Annotated in this window: 17 protein-coding genes; 5 read left to right on the top strand and 12 right to left on the bottom strand. The window is 57.5% G+C overall.

What is annotated here, in order from left to right; genetic code table 11:
• Nucleotides 1-16 precede the first annotated feature (16 nt).
• The gene (ppa, locus tag KIK84_RS00405) at nt 17-553 is read right to left on the bottom strand and encodes an inorganic diphosphatase (RefSeq protein WP_214121011.1); all 537 of its coding nucleotides are present in this window, start codon (nt 551-553) and stop codon (nt 17-19) included.
• A gap of 99 nt (nt 554-652) precedes the next feature.
• Here ppa and KIK84_RS00400 point away from each other — a divergent pair, with 99 nt between their 5' ends.
• Nucleotides 653-1,258, top strand: a complete 606-nt coding sequence (locus tag KIK84_RS00400) for a response regulator transcription factor (RefSeq protein WP_349815885.1) — start codon at nt 653-655, stop codon at nt 1,256-1,258.
• Here the strand turns inward: KIK84_RS00400 and KIK84_RS00395 are convergent.
• Genes KIK84_RS00395 through KIK84_RS00385 form a run of 3 tightly spaced genes read right to left on the bottom strand, consistent with a single transcriptional unit; the run spans nt 1,251 to nt 6,063 of the window.
• Nucleotides 1,251-3,185 (bottom strand): hybrid sensor histidine kinase/response regulator, encoded by a 1,935-nt coding sequence (locus tag KIK84_RS00395; protein WP_214121009.1) that lies wholly within the window; start codon nt 3,183-3,185, stop codon nt 1,251-1,253. The genes KIK84_RS00400 and KIK84_RS00395 overlap by 8 nt on opposite strands.
• Nucleotides 3,182-4,108: an ABC transporter substrate-binding protein gene (locus KIK84_RS00390; protein ID WP_214121008.1), complete on the bottom strand. Its 927-nt coding sequence runs from the start codon at nt 4,106-4,108 to the stop codon at nt 3,182-3,184. Before KIK84_RS00390 ends, KIK84_RS00395 begins: the two co-directional genes overlap by 4 nt.
• 2 nt (nt 4,109-4,110) lie before the next feature.
• The gene (locus KIK84_RS00385; protein WP_214121007.1) at nt 4,111-6,063 is read right to left on the bottom strand and encodes a TonB-dependent receptor plug domain-containing protein; all 1,953 of its coding nucleotides are present in this window, start codon (nt 6,061-6,063) and stop codon (nt 4,111-4,113) included.
• 80 nt (nt 6,064-6,143) lie between these two features.
• Here KIK84_RS00385 and moaA point away from each other — a divergent pair, with 80 nt between their 5' ends.
• Together moaA and mobA are read left to right on the top strand one after the other, a co-directional pair.
• Nucleotides 6,144-7,229, top strand: a complete 1,086-nt coding sequence (gene moaA / locus KIK84_RS00380; RefSeq protein WP_214121006.1) for a GTP 3',8-cyclase MoaA — start codon at nt 6,144-6,146, stop codon at nt 7,227-7,229.
• A complete protein-coding gene (gene mobA / locus KIK84_RS00375) occupies nt 7,222-7,881 on the top strand; it encodes a molybdenum cofactor guanylyltransferase MobA (protein ID WP_214121005.1) in 660 nt (219 codons plus the stop codon). The genes moaA and mobA overlap by 8 nt, the downstream gene beginning before the upstream one ends.
• On the opposite strand, the gene rnhA is transcribed toward mobA, so the two are convergent.
• Together rnhA and KIK84_RS00365 are read right to left on the bottom strand one after the other, a co-directional pair.
• Nucleotides 7,878-8,327 carry a ribonuclease HI gene (rnhA, locus tag KIK84_RS00370; RefSeq protein WP_214121550.1) on the bottom strand — a complete coding sequence of 150 codons (450 nt, stop codon included), beginning with the start codon at nt 8,325-8,327 and terminating at the stop codon, nt 7,878-7,880. The genes mobA and rnhA overlap by 4 nt on opposite strands.
• 12 nt (nt 8,328-8,339) lie before the next feature.
• Nucleotides 8,340-9,149 (bottom strand): class I SAM-dependent methyltransferase, encoded by an 810-nt coding sequence (locus tag KIK84_RS00365; RefSeq protein WP_214121004.1) that lies wholly within the window; start codon nt 9,147-9,149, stop codon nt 8,340-8,342.
• Between KIK84_RS00365 and gloB the strand changes: the two genes are divergently transcribed.
• Nucleotides 9,148-9,921 (top strand): hydroxyacylglutathione hydrolase, encoded by a 774-nt coding sequence (gene gloB, locus KIK84_RS00360; protein WP_214121003.1) that lies wholly within the window; start codon nt 9,148-9,150, stop codon nt 9,919-9,921. The genes KIK84_RS00365 and gloB overlap by 2 nt on opposite strands.
• Nucleotides 9,918-11,582, top strand: a complete 1,665-nt coding sequence (locus KIK84_RS00355; RefSeq protein ID WP_214121002.1) for a transglycosylase SLT domain-containing protein — start codon at nt 9,918-9,920, stop codon at nt 11,580-11,582. The genes gloB and KIK84_RS00355 overlap by 4 nt, the downstream gene beginning before the upstream one ends.
• A 24-nt stretch (nt 11,583-11,606) precedes the next feature.
• Here KIK84_RS00355 and KIK84_RS00350 read toward each other — a convergent pair whose 3' ends face one another.
• Genes KIK84_RS00350 through KIK84_RS00325 form a run of 6 tightly spaced genes read right to left on the bottom strand, consistent with a single transcriptional unit; the run spans nt 11,607 to nt 17,176 of the window.
• Nucleotides 11,607-12,266 (bottom strand): 4'-phosphopantetheinyl transferase family protein, encoded by a 660-nt coding sequence (locus tag KIK84_RS00350; protein WP_214121001.1) that lies wholly within the window; start codon nt 12,264-12,266, stop codon nt 11,607-11,609.
• A 27-nt stretch (nt 12,267-12,293) separates the two neighbouring features.
• Nucleotides 12,294-13,535, bottom strand: a complete 1,242-nt coding sequence (locus KIK84_RS00345; RefSeq protein WP_214121000.1) for a beta-ketoacyl synthase N-terminal-like domain-containing protein — start codon at nt 13,533-13,535, stop codon at nt 12,294-12,296.
• Nucleotides 13,535-14,767, bottom strand: a complete 1,233-nt coding sequence (locus KIK84_RS00340; RefSeq protein ID WP_214120999.1) for a beta-ketoacyl-ACP synthase — start codon at nt 14,765-14,767, stop codon at nt 13,535-13,537. The genes KIK84_RS00345 and KIK84_RS00340 overlap by 1 nt, the downstream gene beginning before the upstream one ends.
• The gene (locus KIK84_RS00335; RefSeq protein WP_214120998.1) at nt 14,764-15,495 is read right to left on the bottom strand and encodes a 3-ketoacyl-ACP reductase FabG2; all 732 of its coding nucleotides are present in this window, start codon (nt 15,493-15,495) and stop codon (nt 14,764-14,766) included. The genes KIK84_RS00340 and KIK84_RS00335 overlap by 4 nt, the downstream gene beginning before the upstream one ends.
• Nucleotides 15,492-15,971, bottom strand: a complete 480-nt coding sequence (locus KIK84_RS00330) for a hotdog family protein (RefSeq protein WP_214120997.1) — start codon at nt 15,969-15,971, stop codon at nt 15,492-15,494. Before KIK84_RS00330 ends, KIK84_RS00335 begins: the two co-directional genes overlap by 4 nt.
• Nucleotides 15,968-17,176, bottom strand: a complete 1,209-nt coding sequence (locus tag KIK84_RS00325) for a beta-ketoacyl-[acyl-carrier-protein] synthase family protein (protein ID WP_214120996.1) — start codon at nt 17,174-17,176, stop codon at nt 15,968-15,970. The genes KIK84_RS00330 and KIK84_RS00325 overlap by 4 nt, the downstream gene beginning before the upstream one ends.
• Between the last annotated feature and the right edge of the window lie 5 nt (nt 17,177-17,181).

Here is a 17,181-nt window from a genome sequence, read left to right as displayed (position 1 = left end):
AGACGTGTAGAACTAATTAAGCCTTGGTTTTAGCGTAATTGGCAACACCATCCAATACTTCTTTGTGCGCCGCTTCAACACCATCCCAACCGGTGACCTTGACCCACTTTCCTTTTTCCAAATCTTTGTAGTGTTCAAAGAAGTGAACTATGGAATTCAAGAGAAATGGGCTGACATCGGTATAGCTTTTGTAGCCATCGTACAACGGCAAAATTTTGCTTGTGGGCACGGCCAGCAACTTGCCATCCTCGCCTGCTTCATCTTGCATTTTGAGAATACCCAATGCACGGCAAGGCACCACCACGCCTGCAGGCAATGGGAAAGGCGTGATCACGAGCACATCCACTGGATCACCATCTCCAGACAAAGTTTGGGGAACATACCCATAGTTGGTGGGGTAATGCATGGCGGTGCTCATGAAACGATCCACAAACAAGGCACCAGACTCCTTATCCACCTCGAACTTGACGGGATCGGCATTCATAGGGATTTCAATGATCACATTGAATGCTTCGGGAACTTTGCTGCCAGGAGTAACAAGATTCAGTGACATAGGGGTCTCAATTAAGGTTTAATAAGGAATTCCTTGATTCTACCGATTCACTCCAGAGTGTTCTGGGTGTTAAGCGGTTTAATGCATACTGGTCTTCCTGTGAAAATACTCGTTGTCGATGATCATGCCCTGGTGCGCGAAGGCCTGCACCAAGTGCTCAAAGGGCTAGATGAAAGCGTTGAGGTACTCCAAGCCCAACGCTGCGATCAGGCTTTCGCTTTAGCAGCACAACACTCCGATATCGATTTGGTCTTGTTGGACTACCACATGCCTGACATGAATGGTTTACAAGCCTTGGAGGTGTTTGGGCAAGAACACCCTGAACTGCCCATCATCGTCATCTCTGGCACAGACAGCACGCATGCAATACGGCAGATGCTGCAAGTCGGGGCCTCCGGATTTGTCAGCAAATCATCCATGAGCGACGAACTGTTGACTGCGGTACGCACCGTACTGCAAGGCGACATTTACGAGCCACCAGAACTGCTCAACAGCGACCACCAAGAAAACCTTACCCAACGCCAAATCAAGGTATTGCAGCTATTGCTTGATGGCTTGTCCAACAAAGACATCGCTGAGCGTTTATTCATTTCAGAAGAAACCGTGAAATCCCACGTGGCCGCCATCTTGCGCCACTTTGACGTGCAAAACCGCACCCAAGCCGTGGTGGCAGCTGCACGCAGCGGCTACATGGGGCTCAACTAATGTCCGGTACTTGAGCGCGCAGTCGTCTCAAGAAGCTGCGCAACTTGGCCGGGCGTACTGGCTTGTGCAAGAGTGTCAGGCCGCCTTCTTTGACACGGGCCAACAGATCGGCATCGGTATCCCCGCTGATCAAACAAGCCGGGGTCAATGTACCCAAATGCTCCCGCACAGCCACTATGGTCTCAATCCCATCCATCCCATCGGCTAGACGGTAATCACTGACTATCACATCCGGACTTGGCCATTGATTCAGTTGCGCCAGCGCAGCATGACCACCACTGCATGCGTAGACCTCGCACCCCCAAGATTGCAGCAAATCAGCGACCGACTGCCGCACCAAATCATCGTCCTCGATAAGCCAGACGCGCATGCCTGCCACATCGGTTTCAGCCATGCCAACGGGCAGCGTCGCCATGGATGCAGCAACAGGTTCAGCCAGCGGCAACACGATAGAAAAGCGCGTTCCTTGGCCCAAATTGGACTGCACTGCCAAAGCATGCCCCAATAACCTGGCTGTACGCTGCACGATACTCAAGCCCAAGCCCAAGCCCAAATTGCGATCGCGCGCTTGGTTCCCAATTTGGAAAAACTCTTGGAAGATGCGCTCTTGGTGCTCTGGGGCAATGCCTATGCCAGTGTCCAGAACATCAAGCCGCAAAGCATTGTCTTTGACCAAACGCCGCGCCCCTAGCAGGACTGACCCTGTATCGGTATAGCGAATGGCATTGGAAACCAAATTCATCACGATCTGCTTCAACAGCACCGGATCGGTTTGCACCCAATGGCTATTGGAGACCACACGCAAACGCAAACCTTTGGCTTGCGCAACGTTTTCGTATGACTTGCGCACATCATCAAAGATGAGTTGCAACGGAACTGGTTTGGCATGGGCCTGTACGGCCCCAGCTTCTAGACGCGACAAATCCAACAAGCCGTCTAGCAAGTCCTGCATAGCCGACAACGAAGCTTCCAAATTGCGCACCACATGGCGCGCCTCGTCGGTCAATGACAGTTGCCCCAAGCGGGCAACAAACATGCCCAAAGCATGGGTCGGTTGGCGCAGATCGTGGCTTGCTGCAGCCAAGAACCGACTTTTGGCCAAGGTGGCCAATTCAGCTTCCTCTTTCTTGAGACGCAACTCATTGGTAACGGTCGCAACGCGAAACTCCATCTCTTCGCGCCCCCATGCCAAACGCTGCGCCATTTGGTTCAAACGGATTTGCAAGTCGTACAACGGGTCATCGACGCGCGCATCGTGGGCTGGGCGTAAATCCCCTTGGCCCAAACGTTCGATCATGCGCGTAATGCGCATCACAGGGCGCATGACGCCCTCGCCCAACTGCAAAGCCAAAATGCCACCGACCACAATGCCCAACAGGGTCACACCCAAAGCCAAAAACAGCAAGTCCTTTTGGCTGGTAATGAGCCGCTGGCGACTGACCTCTAGCACCACATAACCCAAGGGCCGCTCCACCACACTGCCATCGGACAATGTCATGGTGCTGTACATATCGTCTTGCAAGGCTGCGCCCGATGAAATCGGTTCCACCAACAATTCCAAATTGCGTTGGTGCACCAAATGGGCCTGCACATCGCTGCGAGCTTGATCCAAATCCAAATAGGTCAACGGCCCGACGCTGACCAATTTTTTGCCATTGATATCGAAAATAGCCACCGATCGCACATCAGGCTCTTTGGCAGCACCCGCAGCAATGTCGCCCAACACCGCCACATTGCCTGCAAATACCCCATACACCCCAGATGCTGCGGCCTGGCGTGCAATCAAACGTGCGTGCTGCAAAAATGTGGCGTCCAAATCGTTCATGCGGTTCATCCAGAACACACTGGACAAGACCACAATCACCAATACCACAGGCATCAAGGCTGCAAGCAGCATGCGGCGGCGTATGCTGGTAAACAACATCATGGCTTGATAGCCTCCATGCGTTTGACCCGCTCGGTCAAAACGGCAGCACTGGTAGCAAAACCCAAGGACTTGGCCACGTAGTCATTGACGTCTATCGTGAAATCTTGCGGGAATTGGGCGGCAGGTACAGAGTTGCTGGACAACACCCCCATGACTTGGGCCACAATTTGCGGTGCTAGCTGCTTGGGGGTTGTGTACAAAGCCAACAGCGCACCAGCCCTGACGTAAGCTGGCGAAAAAGCCAACACAGGCACACCAACACGGTAGCTGGTTAGCAAAATATTGCTCACAGAACTGGCGTTGTAAACCAAAGGATCGGCCAACGCTATCAGCAATTGGGTGTCATCCAATACGCTTTGCAATGCAGCAAAAATTTGGGTGCTGGCAAACACTTGGGCTGAACGTACCGCAAAGCCCTGCTCGTGCGCCGCCGTTTGAAAGGCATTAGACACAAGAACCGACTCATTGCCCCACAAAACCCCCACTCGTTTGGACTCGGGATAGGCCGCACGCGCTGCGGCTAGCACACGGGGCAATGGTTGATCAAAATACACAGCAGTAACGCCTGCTGAACGCCCCCCCCACTCGCGCAGCGTTCTGTCATATGCCAATTTGGGCAACATCGATGCCACAACAGGCGGGCGGTTGGGCACCGCCAACAAAGTCGATAAGGCATCTGACCCTACAGCAAGCCAAACCTTGGCACCCATAGAGACTGAGCGGTTTTGCTGCCACTCCGTTACCGTTTGCAAGCCAATATCGCTGCGGGACACCCCTCGGCGCAGCAACTCCTCCACCAACAAATCCGAAGCTTCGGCATAAGCCGGATTCCTGTCCGAACGCACCACCAGTACTTCAAAAGCATTGGCACTCACAAGCAGCATTCCAAAGAGCGCAATCAGGAGGAAAAAACGGCGCAGCATCGTCAGTACTCCACCGTCATACCCAACAGCCACTGCTGCAGTAAGTAAAACTTCCTATCACCATCGCGGTAAGACGGGCCAATGTTCTGCCCCGTCAAATGCCATGAACCTTTGTTGCGGCCCCACTGAAAGGGTTTGGCTATGCGGGCATCCCAGCGCTCAGCCGAGAAATACGGCTGCTCATCGCTAGCAGACAACAAGGTCATTTGCTGCCATACGTTGTAAGCCATGCTCACACTCATGCCCGAAGGCAGGGTATGCATCGCCAACAAAGATGCCGAGAATTTAGGGGCGCTGTACACAGTCCGATAAGTCTTGTCGCTGCGATTGGTCTGCAATTGACTGATATCAATCCAAGAGGCGCCATGAAACAAAGCCGTTGCACTGGTGGGGCGCCATTCCAATTGGTATTCAAGGCCTTGGATGTTGTAGCGCTCAAGACCCAAATAAATGACAGGCGTTTGGCCGTTGTGGCGAATACCGTCAGTGATTTTTTCTTGGAACCAGCGTACATCGGCACTGATGCCATTGCCCAAACGGCCCAAGTTGTACCCCAACTCCTGCACCAACAAACGCTCAGAGCCGAGCGTGCCATCGGCTTGGGAAAACGTGATGGTTTGACTGGTGTGGTTTGGATTCCAGAACCGCAAAACACCAAACTTCTCAAAAGCACTGGGCGGGCGAAAAGCCTGTGACACCCCTGCACGCACAGTCTGTGCAGGCATGAACTGCCAATTGACCATCAACCGCGGAGACAAGGAATCGCCCCCCAAAGTACTGCGCTCGGCCAGTGCACCAGCGTTCAAAGTCCAATCGGGCTGAAAGTGCCATTCCCAGTTGGAATAAAGGCGCTCGAAATGCGACAACACTTGTCCACCGCTGGCGCTGTAAAGGGATTCAGAGACATCGCGCTCTTGGCGAAGCTCTGCACCCAGCACTAAGCGCTGCGTAGGCCCAAGGCGTTGGGTGCTTTGCACCGATAGTGCATCGTTAATTTCCAGCGAAGAACTATCGACCGACCAACCGTAATAAATCGACGAAGGATCCCCGTACGTATAGGCATCATTGAGTGTGTAAACCGAATGGGAAGCCTCGACGGCGATGTCATGGTTGGCATCCAAAGACCGCTGCCAGCGTACTTGGGTATAGCCTGTGGTGTAACCCCTAAAGCGGGCGGGATTGCCGTACTCCGTGGCATCGGTTGAACCTGTTCCAGCCCTGAGTTGCAAACCACCCAAACGCCACTCCAACTCCCCTGCCTCTTGCCAATCCCAAAGCGCCGCCATATTGACGCGACGGCTTTGGTTTTTGCCAAATGCTCCTTGCAAGCCATCATCTTGGGTACTGGAGAAACTCACTTCGTACACCGCATCGGTTTCGCCCCACGTGATGCGGGCACTGCTATCAGCCACTCCATTGGTGCCGGCTTGTAAGCTCACACGGCTGCTGGGGCCCTGCCGCAAGGAACGCGACACGATATTGATAACCCCCAAAAACGCCCGTGCACCGTAGCTTGCAGAATTGGAGCCACGCAGCACCTCTATGCGCTCAATGTCCTGCACATCGAGCTGCTGCAAGCCCAGACCAACTGTTCCGTCTTGGTTCCCAAAATACACCGAACGGCCATTGACCAAGACCTGCATGCGGCTGGAGAAATCATCCACCCGACCATGGTACGCGGCGGTGGACACATCGGTTTCATATGAGGTAGTGGACTGAAAACCGGGCACCAAACGCAACAAATCAGCCACATTGCGGGCACCACTGGCACGGATAAAAGCCTGATCCAGAATCGTCACCGCTCCCGGCGCCTCATGCAAAGGCTGGCTTAAGCGCGACACCGACAGCACCACGGGTACATCAGATAAGTAGTCGAGCTCGCTCACGGACTGCGCGTGAACAAAAGGTACCGTGGCAAACCAACCTATCCAAAACAGCGTGCGAGATTCAAACATCTGGTGTGGTGGCTCCCAATTTCCACCGATTTATCTGTGCATAACAAGGTGTATTGTCACAGTCACCGCACAATACTGGCATGCCCTCTACTTTGCAACCGTTTTTGCCGCTTCTGGACACACTGAATCGCCCACTGCATGACTTGCGCATCAGCGTGACCGATCGCTGCAACTTTCGCTGCGCCTACTGCATGCCCAAGGCAGTGTTTGGCAAAGACTACCCTTACCTGCCCCATAGTGCTTTGCTCAGCTTTGAAGAAATCACCCGCTTGGCACGCCAATTCGTGGCTTTGGGTGTACGCAAGATACGGCTTACTGGCGGTGAACCCCTGCTGCGCAAAAACATAGAACGCTTGGTCGAGCAACTGGCGATGCTACGCACGCCAGATGGTCACCCACTGGATTTGGCCCTGACCACCAATGGCTCCCTGCTGACCCAAAAAGCACGTGCCCTCAAAGATGCGGGACTGACCCGGATCACCGTCAGCTTAGACAGCCTAGACGACGCTACTTTCCGCCGCATGAATGACATGGACTTTCCCGTGCACAGCGTGCTTGAAGGCATAGCCACTGCGCAGTCGGCGGGGTTTGGCCGCATCAAAATCAACATGGTGGTGCAGCGCGGTGTGAACGACCATGAAGTGCTGCCTATGGCACGCTACTTCCATGGGCACAACGTGGCACTGCGCTTTATTGAGTACATGGACGTTGGCAGCACCAATGGCTGGCAAGCCAAGCAAGTGGTTCCCTCGGAGCAATTACTGGCCCAGCTACAGCAGCACTTCCATCTGACCGAACTACCACGCCAGAGCGGCGAAACCGCGACCCGCTGGGGCTACTGCCGCACCAACAGCACGGGAGCAGACCCCAGCTTAGGGGAGTTGGGCTTTATCAGCAGCGTGAGCCAAGCCTTTTGCCGTAGCTGCACGCGTGCACGCTTGTCCACCGAAGGACAGCTTTACCTGTGCCTGTTTGCCCACCAAGGCCACGATTTGCGCAGCCTGCTGCGCAATGGCGTAGATGACACCACGCTGCAAACACGCATTGCCACTATCTGGCAGCAACGGCAAGACCGCTATTCCGAGCTGCGCAGCTTGGGCCAAATACCGAATACGGTAGTCGACCAGCCCTTGCGCCGCATAGAAATGAGCTACATCGGTGGCTGAACACTCTGCGCCAACCCGCGCACTCCCCCACACAGACAACACCTGTGCCGTGGTACTAGCGGGCGGTCAAGGTCGCCGCGTTGGAGGACGTGACAAGGGTTGGCTTCTTTACCAACAGCAGCCCATGGTGCAACACGTACTGGGGCAGTTGCAACAGCAAACAGATCCCACCACCGATAGCACGCTGCTGCAGCGCTTTGGCATCAACGCCAACCGCCACATCGAACGCTACCAAACACTGGGTTACCCGGTTTGGAGTGACCACCAACACCTGCAAGCAGGCCCCTTGGCAGGCATGCTCAGCAGCCTGCGCTGGGCCCAAAGCCAAACCAACCTAGAGTGGCTGCTGTTTTGCCCCTGCGACATGCTGCACCTACCAACCCACACGCTGTACCGCTTGCAGCAAGCGCTGCGTGCTGCACCAGCCTCTACACGGCTTGCTGCTGTCAGCACCGCACAGGGCCCACAACCACTGGTGTGCTTGGTCTGTCTGGATGTGCTCGATGCGCTGGATGCAGCGCTACATGCAGGCACACGGCGCGTGCAAGACTGGTACGCCAGCCTACCCATGGTCTGGGCCACGGTAGAGAGCGATAGCCCTGACGCCTTTGCCAACCTGAACCACAGCGCCGACTACGTGGTGGGCCACTAGCGCCCCAAAGCCAGCTCTACCCCGCGGTTGGCCAGTGCATCGGCATGCTCGTTACCGGGGTCGCCTGCGTGGCCTTTAACCCAACGCCATTCAATGCGGTGGCCTTGCCCATTGACCAGTGCATCGAGCTGCTGCCATAAATCGGCGTTTTTGACAGGTTGTTTAGCAGCCGTCACCCAACCTTTGGCCTTCCAGCCCGGCAGCCATTCGGTCATGCCTTTGAGCACGTACTGGCTATCCACATGCAACTCCACTGCACAGGGGCGGCGCAGCGCCGTCAAGGCTTGGATCACTGCCATCATTTCCATGCGGTTGTTGGTGGTATCACGTTCGCCACCAAACAGCTCTTTTTCGGTGCCATCGACAGCACGCAGCAAGGCCCCCCAGCCACCGGGGCCGGGATTACCCTTGCAGGCACCATCGGTGTAGACCACCACCCGTGTCAGGGCTTTTTCCATTCACTCATCCTTGTATTCATGCGCAGGGGTGCGGCGCACCCGCTGCGAGGCCACGGCAATGGGTCGGCTGCGGGCATAGCGCTTGGTACGTGCGGGCTCTATCAAGCGCATGCCATGCACCCGCTTGATCGCCACCAGCACATAGGCAGCACCCAGCACAGGCCACCAACGCCGCCCCACGGCATCGAGCCAACGCCAGCGGTGCAACCACTCCTGACTGGCACACGCAGGCCGAAACGCCCCGCAGTGCACCACCTCTACCTCCAACCCCAGCAAATGCAGCCAATCGCGCAAACGAGGGTAAGACAACCAGTGTGGGCGTCCGTCATCGAGCTGATCGGCATTGACGCTTTTGGGAGTAGGCCAGCGGTAGGCTGCCCCCAGCTGCAGGCCCCACAAACTCCATGGGTTCAGGCCCGACAACACCAACTTGCCCTCGGGCACCAACACTCGCTCCACTTCGCGCAAGATGGCATAGGGATCGTGTGCCGTCTCCAGTGTGTGGGGCATGACCACCAAATCCAAGCTGCGCCCTGGAAAAGGCAAGGCACCGCAATCGAGAACCACTTGTGCGCCTTGGGTTCGGGCACTGGCAATGACATCTTCCCCTTGCCAGTGCACACACGCTTGCCAACGGTGCGGCATGCGGTTGGCATGCAATACCGGTATGCTGGGACTGCCCAACTGCAGCGCGTGGTAGCCAAACACATCGGCCACCGCCTCTTGCAACAGCGGAGCTTCCCATGCGCACAGGTACTGTCCGGCGGGGGTCTGTAGCCAATCGTGCAAATTTATAATTCGACCGCTCATGGAACTGCTTGCGCTGAATGCTTTCTCGGACAACTACATCTGGTTGATGCACAACGGGCAAGACGCTCTGGTGGTCGATCCGGGGCAAGCGCAGCCTGTGCAAACCGCCTTGCAGACCTTGGGCCTTGCGTTGCGGGCGATTGTAGTGACGCACCACCATGCCGACCACACTGGCGGCGTACCCACTTTGCAACAAGCTACGGGGGCTAGCGTGTACTGCCCGCATTTCACTACGCCCTTGGACTGCCCCTACCAATCTGTCGCCGATGGCATGGTACTTGAGCTTTTGGGCTACCAATGGCAAGTGCTGGGTGTGCCAGGCCATACCGCCAGCCACGTGGCTTACTACAGCACCCAAGCATTGCCAGAAGGCGTGCTGTTTTGCGGCGATGCCCTGTTTAGCGCCGGCTGTGGCCGGGTATTTGATGGCACCATCGCGCAGCTACAGCAGTCGCTGGAGCGCTTGGCCGCATTACCCGCTGCTACCCGGGTTTATCCAGCCCATGAATACACTCTCTCCAACCTCCGCTTTGCCCAAGCTGTAGAGCCCGGCAACCCGGACATAATGGCCCACCAACAAGACTGTCAAACACTCAGAGCGTTGGAAAAGCCCACGTTGCCCACCAGCATCGCGCAGGAAAAGCGGATCAACCCCTTCCTGCGCTGGCAGCAGCCGCACATCGTGCAAGCGCTGCGGCAGTACGACGCTGACTATGTGACGCAACACGGGGCTTTTGCCACCCTCCGGCACTGGAAGAACCAATTTCAATGATCCGCTTCACCCTTCTCACCCTCAGCGTGGCCTTGCTGGCTGCAGGCTGCACCTCTGTTCCGCTAGACGTGCCCACCCAGCCAGCCCCCGTGGCTACAACCCCCACCCCAGCAACCAAACCGGCACCCGCCAAGCCCAGCAGCAACGACAAGCTGACCCTGCGTGACAGCCGTGACCTGAACAAAACCACCAAACCCAACCCAGCGCCTAGCACCAACAGCGTGCCCACGCCCAGTGCCACAGCTAGCAGTGCTGCAAGCACAGCCAGCCCCCCCGCAGAGCCAATGCCCAACTTGGCGAGCAGCAGCGATGCCGCTGCTCCCAGCCCATTGCAAACGGCAGAACCGTCTTCTCGCTCTATCGTGCAACTGTCTGCTCCCCGCGACTTGTGGGAGCGCATTCGGCGTGGTGCAGCCATGCCCACGCTGGACAATGATTTGGTACGTGACCGCGAACAGTGGTATGCCAATCGGCCCGACTACATCGAGCGCATGACCGAGCGCTCGCGCAAATACCTGTTCCACATCGTGGAGGAACTGGAACTGCGCAATATGCCCACCGAGCTGGCACTACTGCCCTTCATCGAAAGTGCTTTCAACCCCCAAGCGGTATCGAGCGCCAAAGCCGCTGGTATGTGGCAGTTCATGCCTGCAACTGGCAAGCACTTTGACCTCAAACAAAACATCTTCCGGGATGACCGCCGCGATGTGCTGGCCTCCACCCGTGCCGCGTTGGACTACCTGCAACGCCTGTACGCCATGTTTGGTGACTGGCACTTGGCTTTGGCCGCCTACAACTGGGGCGAAGGCAATGTGCAGCGCGCCATCGCCCGCAACACCAAAGCAGGCCTACCCGGCAACTACGAAAGCTTGCGCATGCCCGCTGAAACACGCCTGTACGTGCCCAAGCTGCAAGCGGTCAAAAACATCGTGTTTGATCCCGACTTGTACGGCAGCAAAGTGCCTGTCATACCCAACCACCCCTACTTTGACAGCGTGACCATCCACCGCGACATAGACGTTACGCTGGCAGCCAAGCTGGCTGATGTAGCCTTGGATGACTTCAAATCACTCAACCCATCCATGAGCCGCCCTGTGATTTTGGCCGCTGGTACACCGCAAATCTTGTTGCCATGGGACAACGCGGAAATTTTCCAAAAAAATCTGGCCCACTACAAAGGCCAACTGGCCACTTGGACTGCTTGGGTGGCTCCCAAAACCTTGCACCCTAAAGATGCAGCCCAGATGGTTGGCATGAGCGAATCGGAGCTGCGCCAAGTCAACACCATCCCCCCACGCATGCTCATCAAAACCGGCTCCACCTTGCTGGTACACCGCAAAGAAAATGGCCGGGATGTGAACGAGCGCATTGCCGACACTGGTGCAGTGAGCTTTGCCCCCGAAATCGTGTTGCGCCGCGTCACCGTCAAAGCGGGCAAGAAAGATACCGTCAGCAGCATTGCCACCAAGTACAAAGTAAGCGCCGAAAACGTAGCCCAATGGAACAAACTGAGCAGCGTCAAAGCCAGCTTCAAGCCCGGACAAAGCGTTGTGCTGATGTTGCCTGGTAAGAAGACCGCTCAAGCCACCCGCACTAGCACCACCAAAGCCGCCGCCAAAAGCAGCCAGGCCAAAGCAGCTACCAAATCCAAGAAAAAGTAAGGCGCTACACCCACTCCATACCACTCAGCCCCACGCCAAGGCCAGCACAGCGCTAATGCCGTCACCTTGGTTGTGGGCACCCACATGGCACAGTGGCAGCGGCCATGCTGCTGTGTCTAAACGCGGTATAGCCGGGTGGCTCGGAGTAGCGGGTACAGCCGCCACCGATCCATCAGATTGCACCAGCACGCTTTCCATACCGATGGCATGTGCACAGTGACTGGCTTTGAGCCACGCTTCTTTGCGACACCATAGCTGCATCGCTTGCAAGGAGCGCTCTTCGGCACGGAGTTGCGCCATTTGGATTTGTTCTTGCGCATGCAAATACAGCGGCCATGTTTGTTCATCCGCCAAGCTAGGCGCTGGATAGCGTTCGATATCGATACCCACACGCAGCAGTTTGCTCACAGCACAAGCCAACCAGCCATCGCGGTGCGAGAGACTGATGGAAAGCCGCATGGGGGCCACCACCCGCAGCACATGCCGCCCCCCGCCCTCCAGCCCCCAAGCATCAGGAGCCACGGACGGGTAACTCTCGGATAGCAACCAGCGCGCCATCTGGCGGGCAGCATGGCTTTGCGCTTGACGGCGCTGAGGCAAAGGCAAGGCCTCTAGCGGCGGCATATAGGCCAGCGCTATTTGCACCTCTACCCCCTCAGGAGCCGAGTAGCGCTGGTAATGCATGCGTTGCCCCTTCAGTGCAGAACTCTGCTAGTGCGCCAGTCGACGCAGCAGCAAACTCACGTTCGTGCCACCAAAGCCAAAGCTGTTGCTCATCACCGTATGGATGCGCTGGGCACGGTTTTGCAGCAAGAGACGGTAATCAGCACAAGCCGGGTCGAGCTGCTCTACATGCGCGCACCCAGCAATGAATCCTTCTTGCAACATGAGCAAGCTGTAAATCAATTCATGCGCTGCCGCCGCACCGAGCGAATGCCCACTCAAACCCTTGGTGGACGAGATCAACGGCATCTGTGCACCGAACACCTGACCTATGGCTTGCAACTCGCTCACATCCCCTATGGGGGTAGAGGTTCCATGTGCGTTGATGTAGTCCACCTCCTGCAGGGAGGCGCAATCGGCATCCTGCAAGGCATCGCGCATGGCTTGGGCAGCCCCCTGTGGACTGGGGCTGATCATGTCCACCCCGTCGCTGCTGTAACCCACCCCGGCCAATTCGGCATAAATGCGTGCGCCCCGGCGGCGAGCATGCTCCATTTCTTCGAGCACCAGTACACCAGCCCCCCCAGCGATGACAAAGCCATCACGCTGGGCGTCATAGGGGCGCGAAGCCGTATTGTCTTTGCGCGCTGTGGCCAAGGCACCCATGGCGTCAAAAGGCAGCGTAATAGTCCATGCCACCTCATCGCTACCGCCAGAGAGAATAATGTCTTGCCGTCCACAGCGGATCAAGTCTGCAGCCATACCCAGCGCATGCCCCGCGCTAGCGCAAGCCGATGCCACCGTCACACTAATGCCTTGCATGCCCAGCATAGTAGAGAGTACCGCCGAGGCGGAGTTGCTCATGATGCGCGGCACCGAATAAGGCAACACCTTACGCACTCCCTTGCTGTGCAGGGTGTCCAGCATCTGCGTGAACTCAGCAAACGAGCATGCTGCCGACCCCACCACTACACCAGCCTTGGGGTGGCGCAGCTGCTCAGGCTGTATACCTGCATCCTGCAAGGCACTGCTACACGCATGGTAAGCATAGAGCGCGGGGGCGGCCATAAAGCGGCTCCATTTGCGCGCCACGGCAGGCAATGCGCTGGTATCGGGCACCCCTGCCACTTGGCTTAAAAAACCCTTCTGGGCATATTCGGGCACAAACGCAATGCCCGAACGCTGCTCGCGCAAACTGGCACTCACGGTCTGCAAATCGTTGCCCAAGCACGAGACTATGCCCATGCCGGTGATTGCCACGCGTCGCAAATGTCGTGCTGGCTGTGTCATCAGTTCTCCCAGCGCTTGAAAATGAGCGAGGTGTTGATGCCACCAAAGGCAAAGTTGTTGCTCATGACATGCTGCGCTTGCAAGGCCAACCCCTCTGGTAACAGGTGCCGCAGGGGCGCACAAGCGGGATCGGGTGTGTGCAAATTGATGGTGGGAGCAAACCACCCATCGCGCATCATGGCAATAGTCCACCAGGCCTCGATAGCACCACATGCGCCCAGCGTGTGCCCTAGGTAACTCTTCATAGAACTGATGGGGACACCATCCCCCAGCACTGCATGGGTAGCGTGCGATTCGGCCACATCGCCGCGGTCAGTGGCTGTGCCGTGGGCACTCACGTAGTCAATGTCGTGGGCCGACAGCCCTGCATCGGCCAAGGCTGCACGCATGGCATAGGCCATGGTGCTGGCTTCAGGCTGGGTCACGTGACGACCATCGCTGTTACAGGCAAAACCCACCACCTCAGCCAAGATGGAAGCGCCACGCTCGCGTGCATGCTCGTAGTCTTCCAACACCAAACTGGCTGCACCCTCGCCCACCACCAAACCATCGCGCCCAGCGTCAAACGGACGCGGTGTGAGGGCGGGCTCCTCATTGCGTGTACTGGTAGCAAACAGGGTGTCAAACACCGCAGCGCTGGGGGCTGATAACTCCTCAGCGCCACCAGCCAGCATCATGCGCTGACGCCCAAAGCGGATGGCTTCGTAGGCATAACCAATACCCTGACTGCCCGAAGTGCAGGCGCTGGAAGTGGGAATGACCCGCCCCTGCAACCCAAAGTACAGACCAATATTGACCGCTGTGGTATGCCCCATCATCTGGATGTAGCTGGTCGAGGAAACGCCTTGCATAGAGCCGTTTTCCAGCATGTGACCAAATGCTTTGACAGGCTCCATACTGCCAGCCGAGGAGCCATAGGCCACGCCCATGCGCCCATCGGCAATGCGCTCATCGCCCAACAAACCGGCATGCTGCAATGCCATCTCACTGGCGCGCACGGCCAGCAGCGACACGCGCCCCATGGAGCGTACCGTCTTGCGCGGGTAGTGGGCAGGCACCACGAAGTCATCCACAGGCGCGCCTAAACGGGTGTGCAACGCCTCCACATAGTCCCATTCAGGCATACGGCGAACCGCGTTGCGGCCTTGCTGCAAGCGGGTGCGAATAGCGCTCCACTCCTGCCCCAAGGCGGTAATGCCCGCCATGCCAGTCACGACCACCCGGCGGGTCACACCAAGCCTCCATTTACACCCAGTACCTGGCGGGTGATGTAAGAAGCTTGGTCGGACATGAGAAAAGCCACCGCAGCAGCAACCTCTTCAGCTTGGCCCACCCGGTTCATGGGAACCATGCGCAGCGCTTCATCAAGCGGTAGGTCTTCGGTCATGTCCGTGGCAATCAAGCCCGGTGCTACACAGTTAACGGTGATTTTGCGCGTAGCCAGCTCCACCGCCAGCGCCTTGGTAGCGCCTATCAGCCCAGCCTTGGCCGCGCTGTAGTTCACCTGCCCCCGATTGCCCATTACACCCGACACCGAGGCGATGGTGACAATGCGCCCGCCCTTTTTCTGCCGCACCATGGGCATGACCAAAGGGTGCACCACGTTGAAAAAACCATCCAAGGAAGTGTCCAGCACGATGTCCCAGTCCTCGGGTTCCAGCGCAGGGAATGCGTTGTCGCGCGTCACCCCAGCATTGCACACGATGCCGTAGTAAGCGCCGTGGGCTGCCACATCTTGCTCCAGCAAGCTGCGGGCGGCTTCGCGGTCACAAATATCGAACTGCAGCACCTGGGGTTGCACACCACCAGCGGCCACGATCTGCGCAGCCAGCGCATGCGCTTCGTCTACCGACGCGCGGCAATGGATAGTCAGTGCAAAGCCATCTTGCGCCAAGCGCAAAGCGATAGCGCGGCCAATACCACGGCTAGACCCCGTGACCAAAACTCTTCTGTTACTCATGCTGGACTGTTGCTGTGTTGGGCCAAAAAGGCCTGGAAATCGTCGGGTTCGTACACCTTGATACTGGCCTCTACCAGCACCTGACCCTGCTGCAATATAGAACAGCTATAAGCCCCCAAACCACTGGTGTCGAGAAACTCCAACTCGGCGCGCACCTGCAGCACCCCGCTAAAGGAGGGTACGCGGCTGCGGTAGCTGCGGGTGCCCAGCAGCACGCCCATTTGGGGCGGCAATTGCTGCTGCGCTTTGACCCACCCCACATGCAAGGCAATGGCTTGGGCCATCAGCTCAATGCCTATCCACGCAGGCATGGTTCCGGGTTGGTCTTGTTGGTTTTGCTGGTCTTGGTACCACGCATTGGCACGCTCGGGCGAGGACACATCCACCATGGCCAAGGCGTGGTGGGCATCCACCTGCACCAAACGGTCTAGCAAGAGCAAAGTACCGCGGTGCGGCAACAAATCTTCTACCCTCATCGGGCATCTCCAATCAACACCGAGGCATTGTTGCCCCCAAACGCAAACGAATTGCTCATACACACCCGCCCTTGCTGACGACTAAATGAACGCCCTGCCTGCACCAAGTCCAGCACAGGCAGTTCAGTATCGGGGCAACCATCCCACACATGCACTGGCAAGCGGCCAGCCTGCAAAGCCAACCAGCACAAGCCCACTTCGGTAGCCCCGGCTGCACCCAGCAAATGGCCCGTCAGTGGCTTAGTGCTGCTGGCAGCTACACCGTGCGCAAACACCCGTGCCACGGCCTGCGCTTCCATGCTGTCGTTTTTGGGTGTAGCCGTGCCATGCAGATTGAGGTAGTCCACTTCCTCTGGCGACAAACCCGCTTGCTGCAAGGCCGCGCGCATGGCCTGTTCAGCGCCCCGCCCTTGTGGATGCGGGGCCGATATGTGGTGCGCATCACTGCTCTCACCCACCCCCAGCAGTTGCACTGCTGCGGGCTGCTTGCTCAGAACAAACAGGGCCGCACCTTCGCCGATATTGATGCCCGCACGGTGGGCACTCATGGGGTTGGTCAGATCGGTACTGGTCGATTCGAGGGCACTAAAACCTGACACCGTCATGCGTGCCAAGCCATCTGCCCCACCCAAGACCACGGCATCGCACAGACCTGCATCAAGCAAGCGTACCCCGGCAGCAAACACCTTGGCACTGGAGGTGCACGCGGTAGAAATGGAGTAGGCAGGCCCTTGCAATCCCCAGTGCTGGGCCAATAGCAGTGCGGGAGTACCCAGCTCCTGCTGGGCATAGTGGTAGTGAGCTCCCAACACTTGGCCAACGCCTGCTTGGGCCACCGCTTGGCTGGCTTCTTCCACGCCCGAATTGCTGCTACCCACCAGTACCGCAACGCGGTGGGCACCATGGTTGCGCAGGACTTGCTGCACCACGGTATCTATTTGCTGTGCTGCAGCCAATAGCAGTTGGTTGGTACGACTGGCCCAATGCGCCATACGCGGTTCGATGGCAGGCAATGCGGCCTGCACCTTGCCTACTCGGGCCAAGCCCTGGGGCAGCCAGCCAGACTCTTGCACCATCTGGGTTTGGGCAGCCGGGCTGTGGCTAGCCGCATCCACTGCAAACAGACGCTGGGCAATAGCGGCCACATCAGCCCCTAGGGCGTTGACCATTCCCAACGCTGGCAAGTAATACGCTTGTGAACTCATCGCAA

Origin of the sequence: Curvibacter sp. CHRR-16 (assembly GCF_018474005.1) — a bacterium.
GTDB lineage: Bacteria > Pseudomonadota > Gammaproteobacteria > Burkholderiales > Burkholderiaceae_C > Allorhodoferax.
The sequence above is the reverse complement of the archived record's forward strand: the minus strand, read 5'-3'. Positions and strand labels throughout refer to the sequence as shown.

Coding starts and splice junctions, on each gene's coding strand:
- KIK84_RS00355 (WP_214121002.1), top strand. CDS start 9,918: ATGATCCGCTTCACCCTTCTCACCCTCAGCGTGGCCTTGCTGGCTGCA.
- KIK84_RS00345 (WP_214121000.1), bottom strand. CDS start 13,535: ATGACACAGCCAGCACGACATTTGCGACGCGTGGCAATCACCGGCATG.
- KIK84_RS00335 (WP_214120998.1), bottom strand. CDS start 15,495: ATGAGTAACAGAAGAGTTTTGGTCACGGGGTCTAGCCGTGGTATTGGC.
- KIK84_RS00325 (WP_214120996.1), bottom strand. CDS start 17,176: ATGAGTTCACAAGCGTATTACTTGCCAGCGTTGGGAATGGTCAACGCC.
- moaA (WP_214121006.1), top strand. CDS start 6,144: ATGCCCTCTACTTTGCAACCGTTTTTGCCGCTTCTGGACACACTGAAT.
- KIK84_RS00365 (WP_214121004.1), bottom strand. CDS start 9,149: ATGAGCGGTCGAATTATAAATTTGCACGATTGGCTACAGACCCCCGCC.
- KIK84_RS00330 (WP_214120997.1), bottom strand. CDS start 15,971: ATGAGGGTAGAAGATTTGTTGCCGCACCGCGGTACTTTGCTCTTGCTA.
- KIK84_RS00395 (WP_214121009.1), bottom strand. CDS start 3,185: ATGATGTTGTTTACCAGCATACGCCGCCGCATGCTGCTTGCAGCCTTG.
- KIK84_RS00385 (WP_214121007.1), bottom strand. CDS start 6,063: ATGTTTGAATCTCGCACGCTGTTTTGGATAGGTTGGTTTGCCACGGTA.
- KIK84_RS00350 (WP_214121001.1), bottom strand. CDS start 12,266: ATGCATTACCAGCGCTACTCGGCTCCTGAGGGGGTAGAGGTGCAAATA.
- gloB (WP_214121003.1), top strand. CDS start 9,148: ATGGAACTGCTTGCGCTGAATGCTTTCTCGGACAACTACATCTGGTTG.
- ppa (WP_214121011.1), bottom strand. CDS start 553: ATGTCACTGAATCTTGTTACTCCTGGCAGCAAAGTTCCCGAAGCATTC.
- KIK84_RS00390 (WP_214121008.1), bottom strand. CDS start 4,108: ATGCTGCGCCGTTTTTTCCTCCTGATTGCGCTCTTTGGAATGCTGCTT.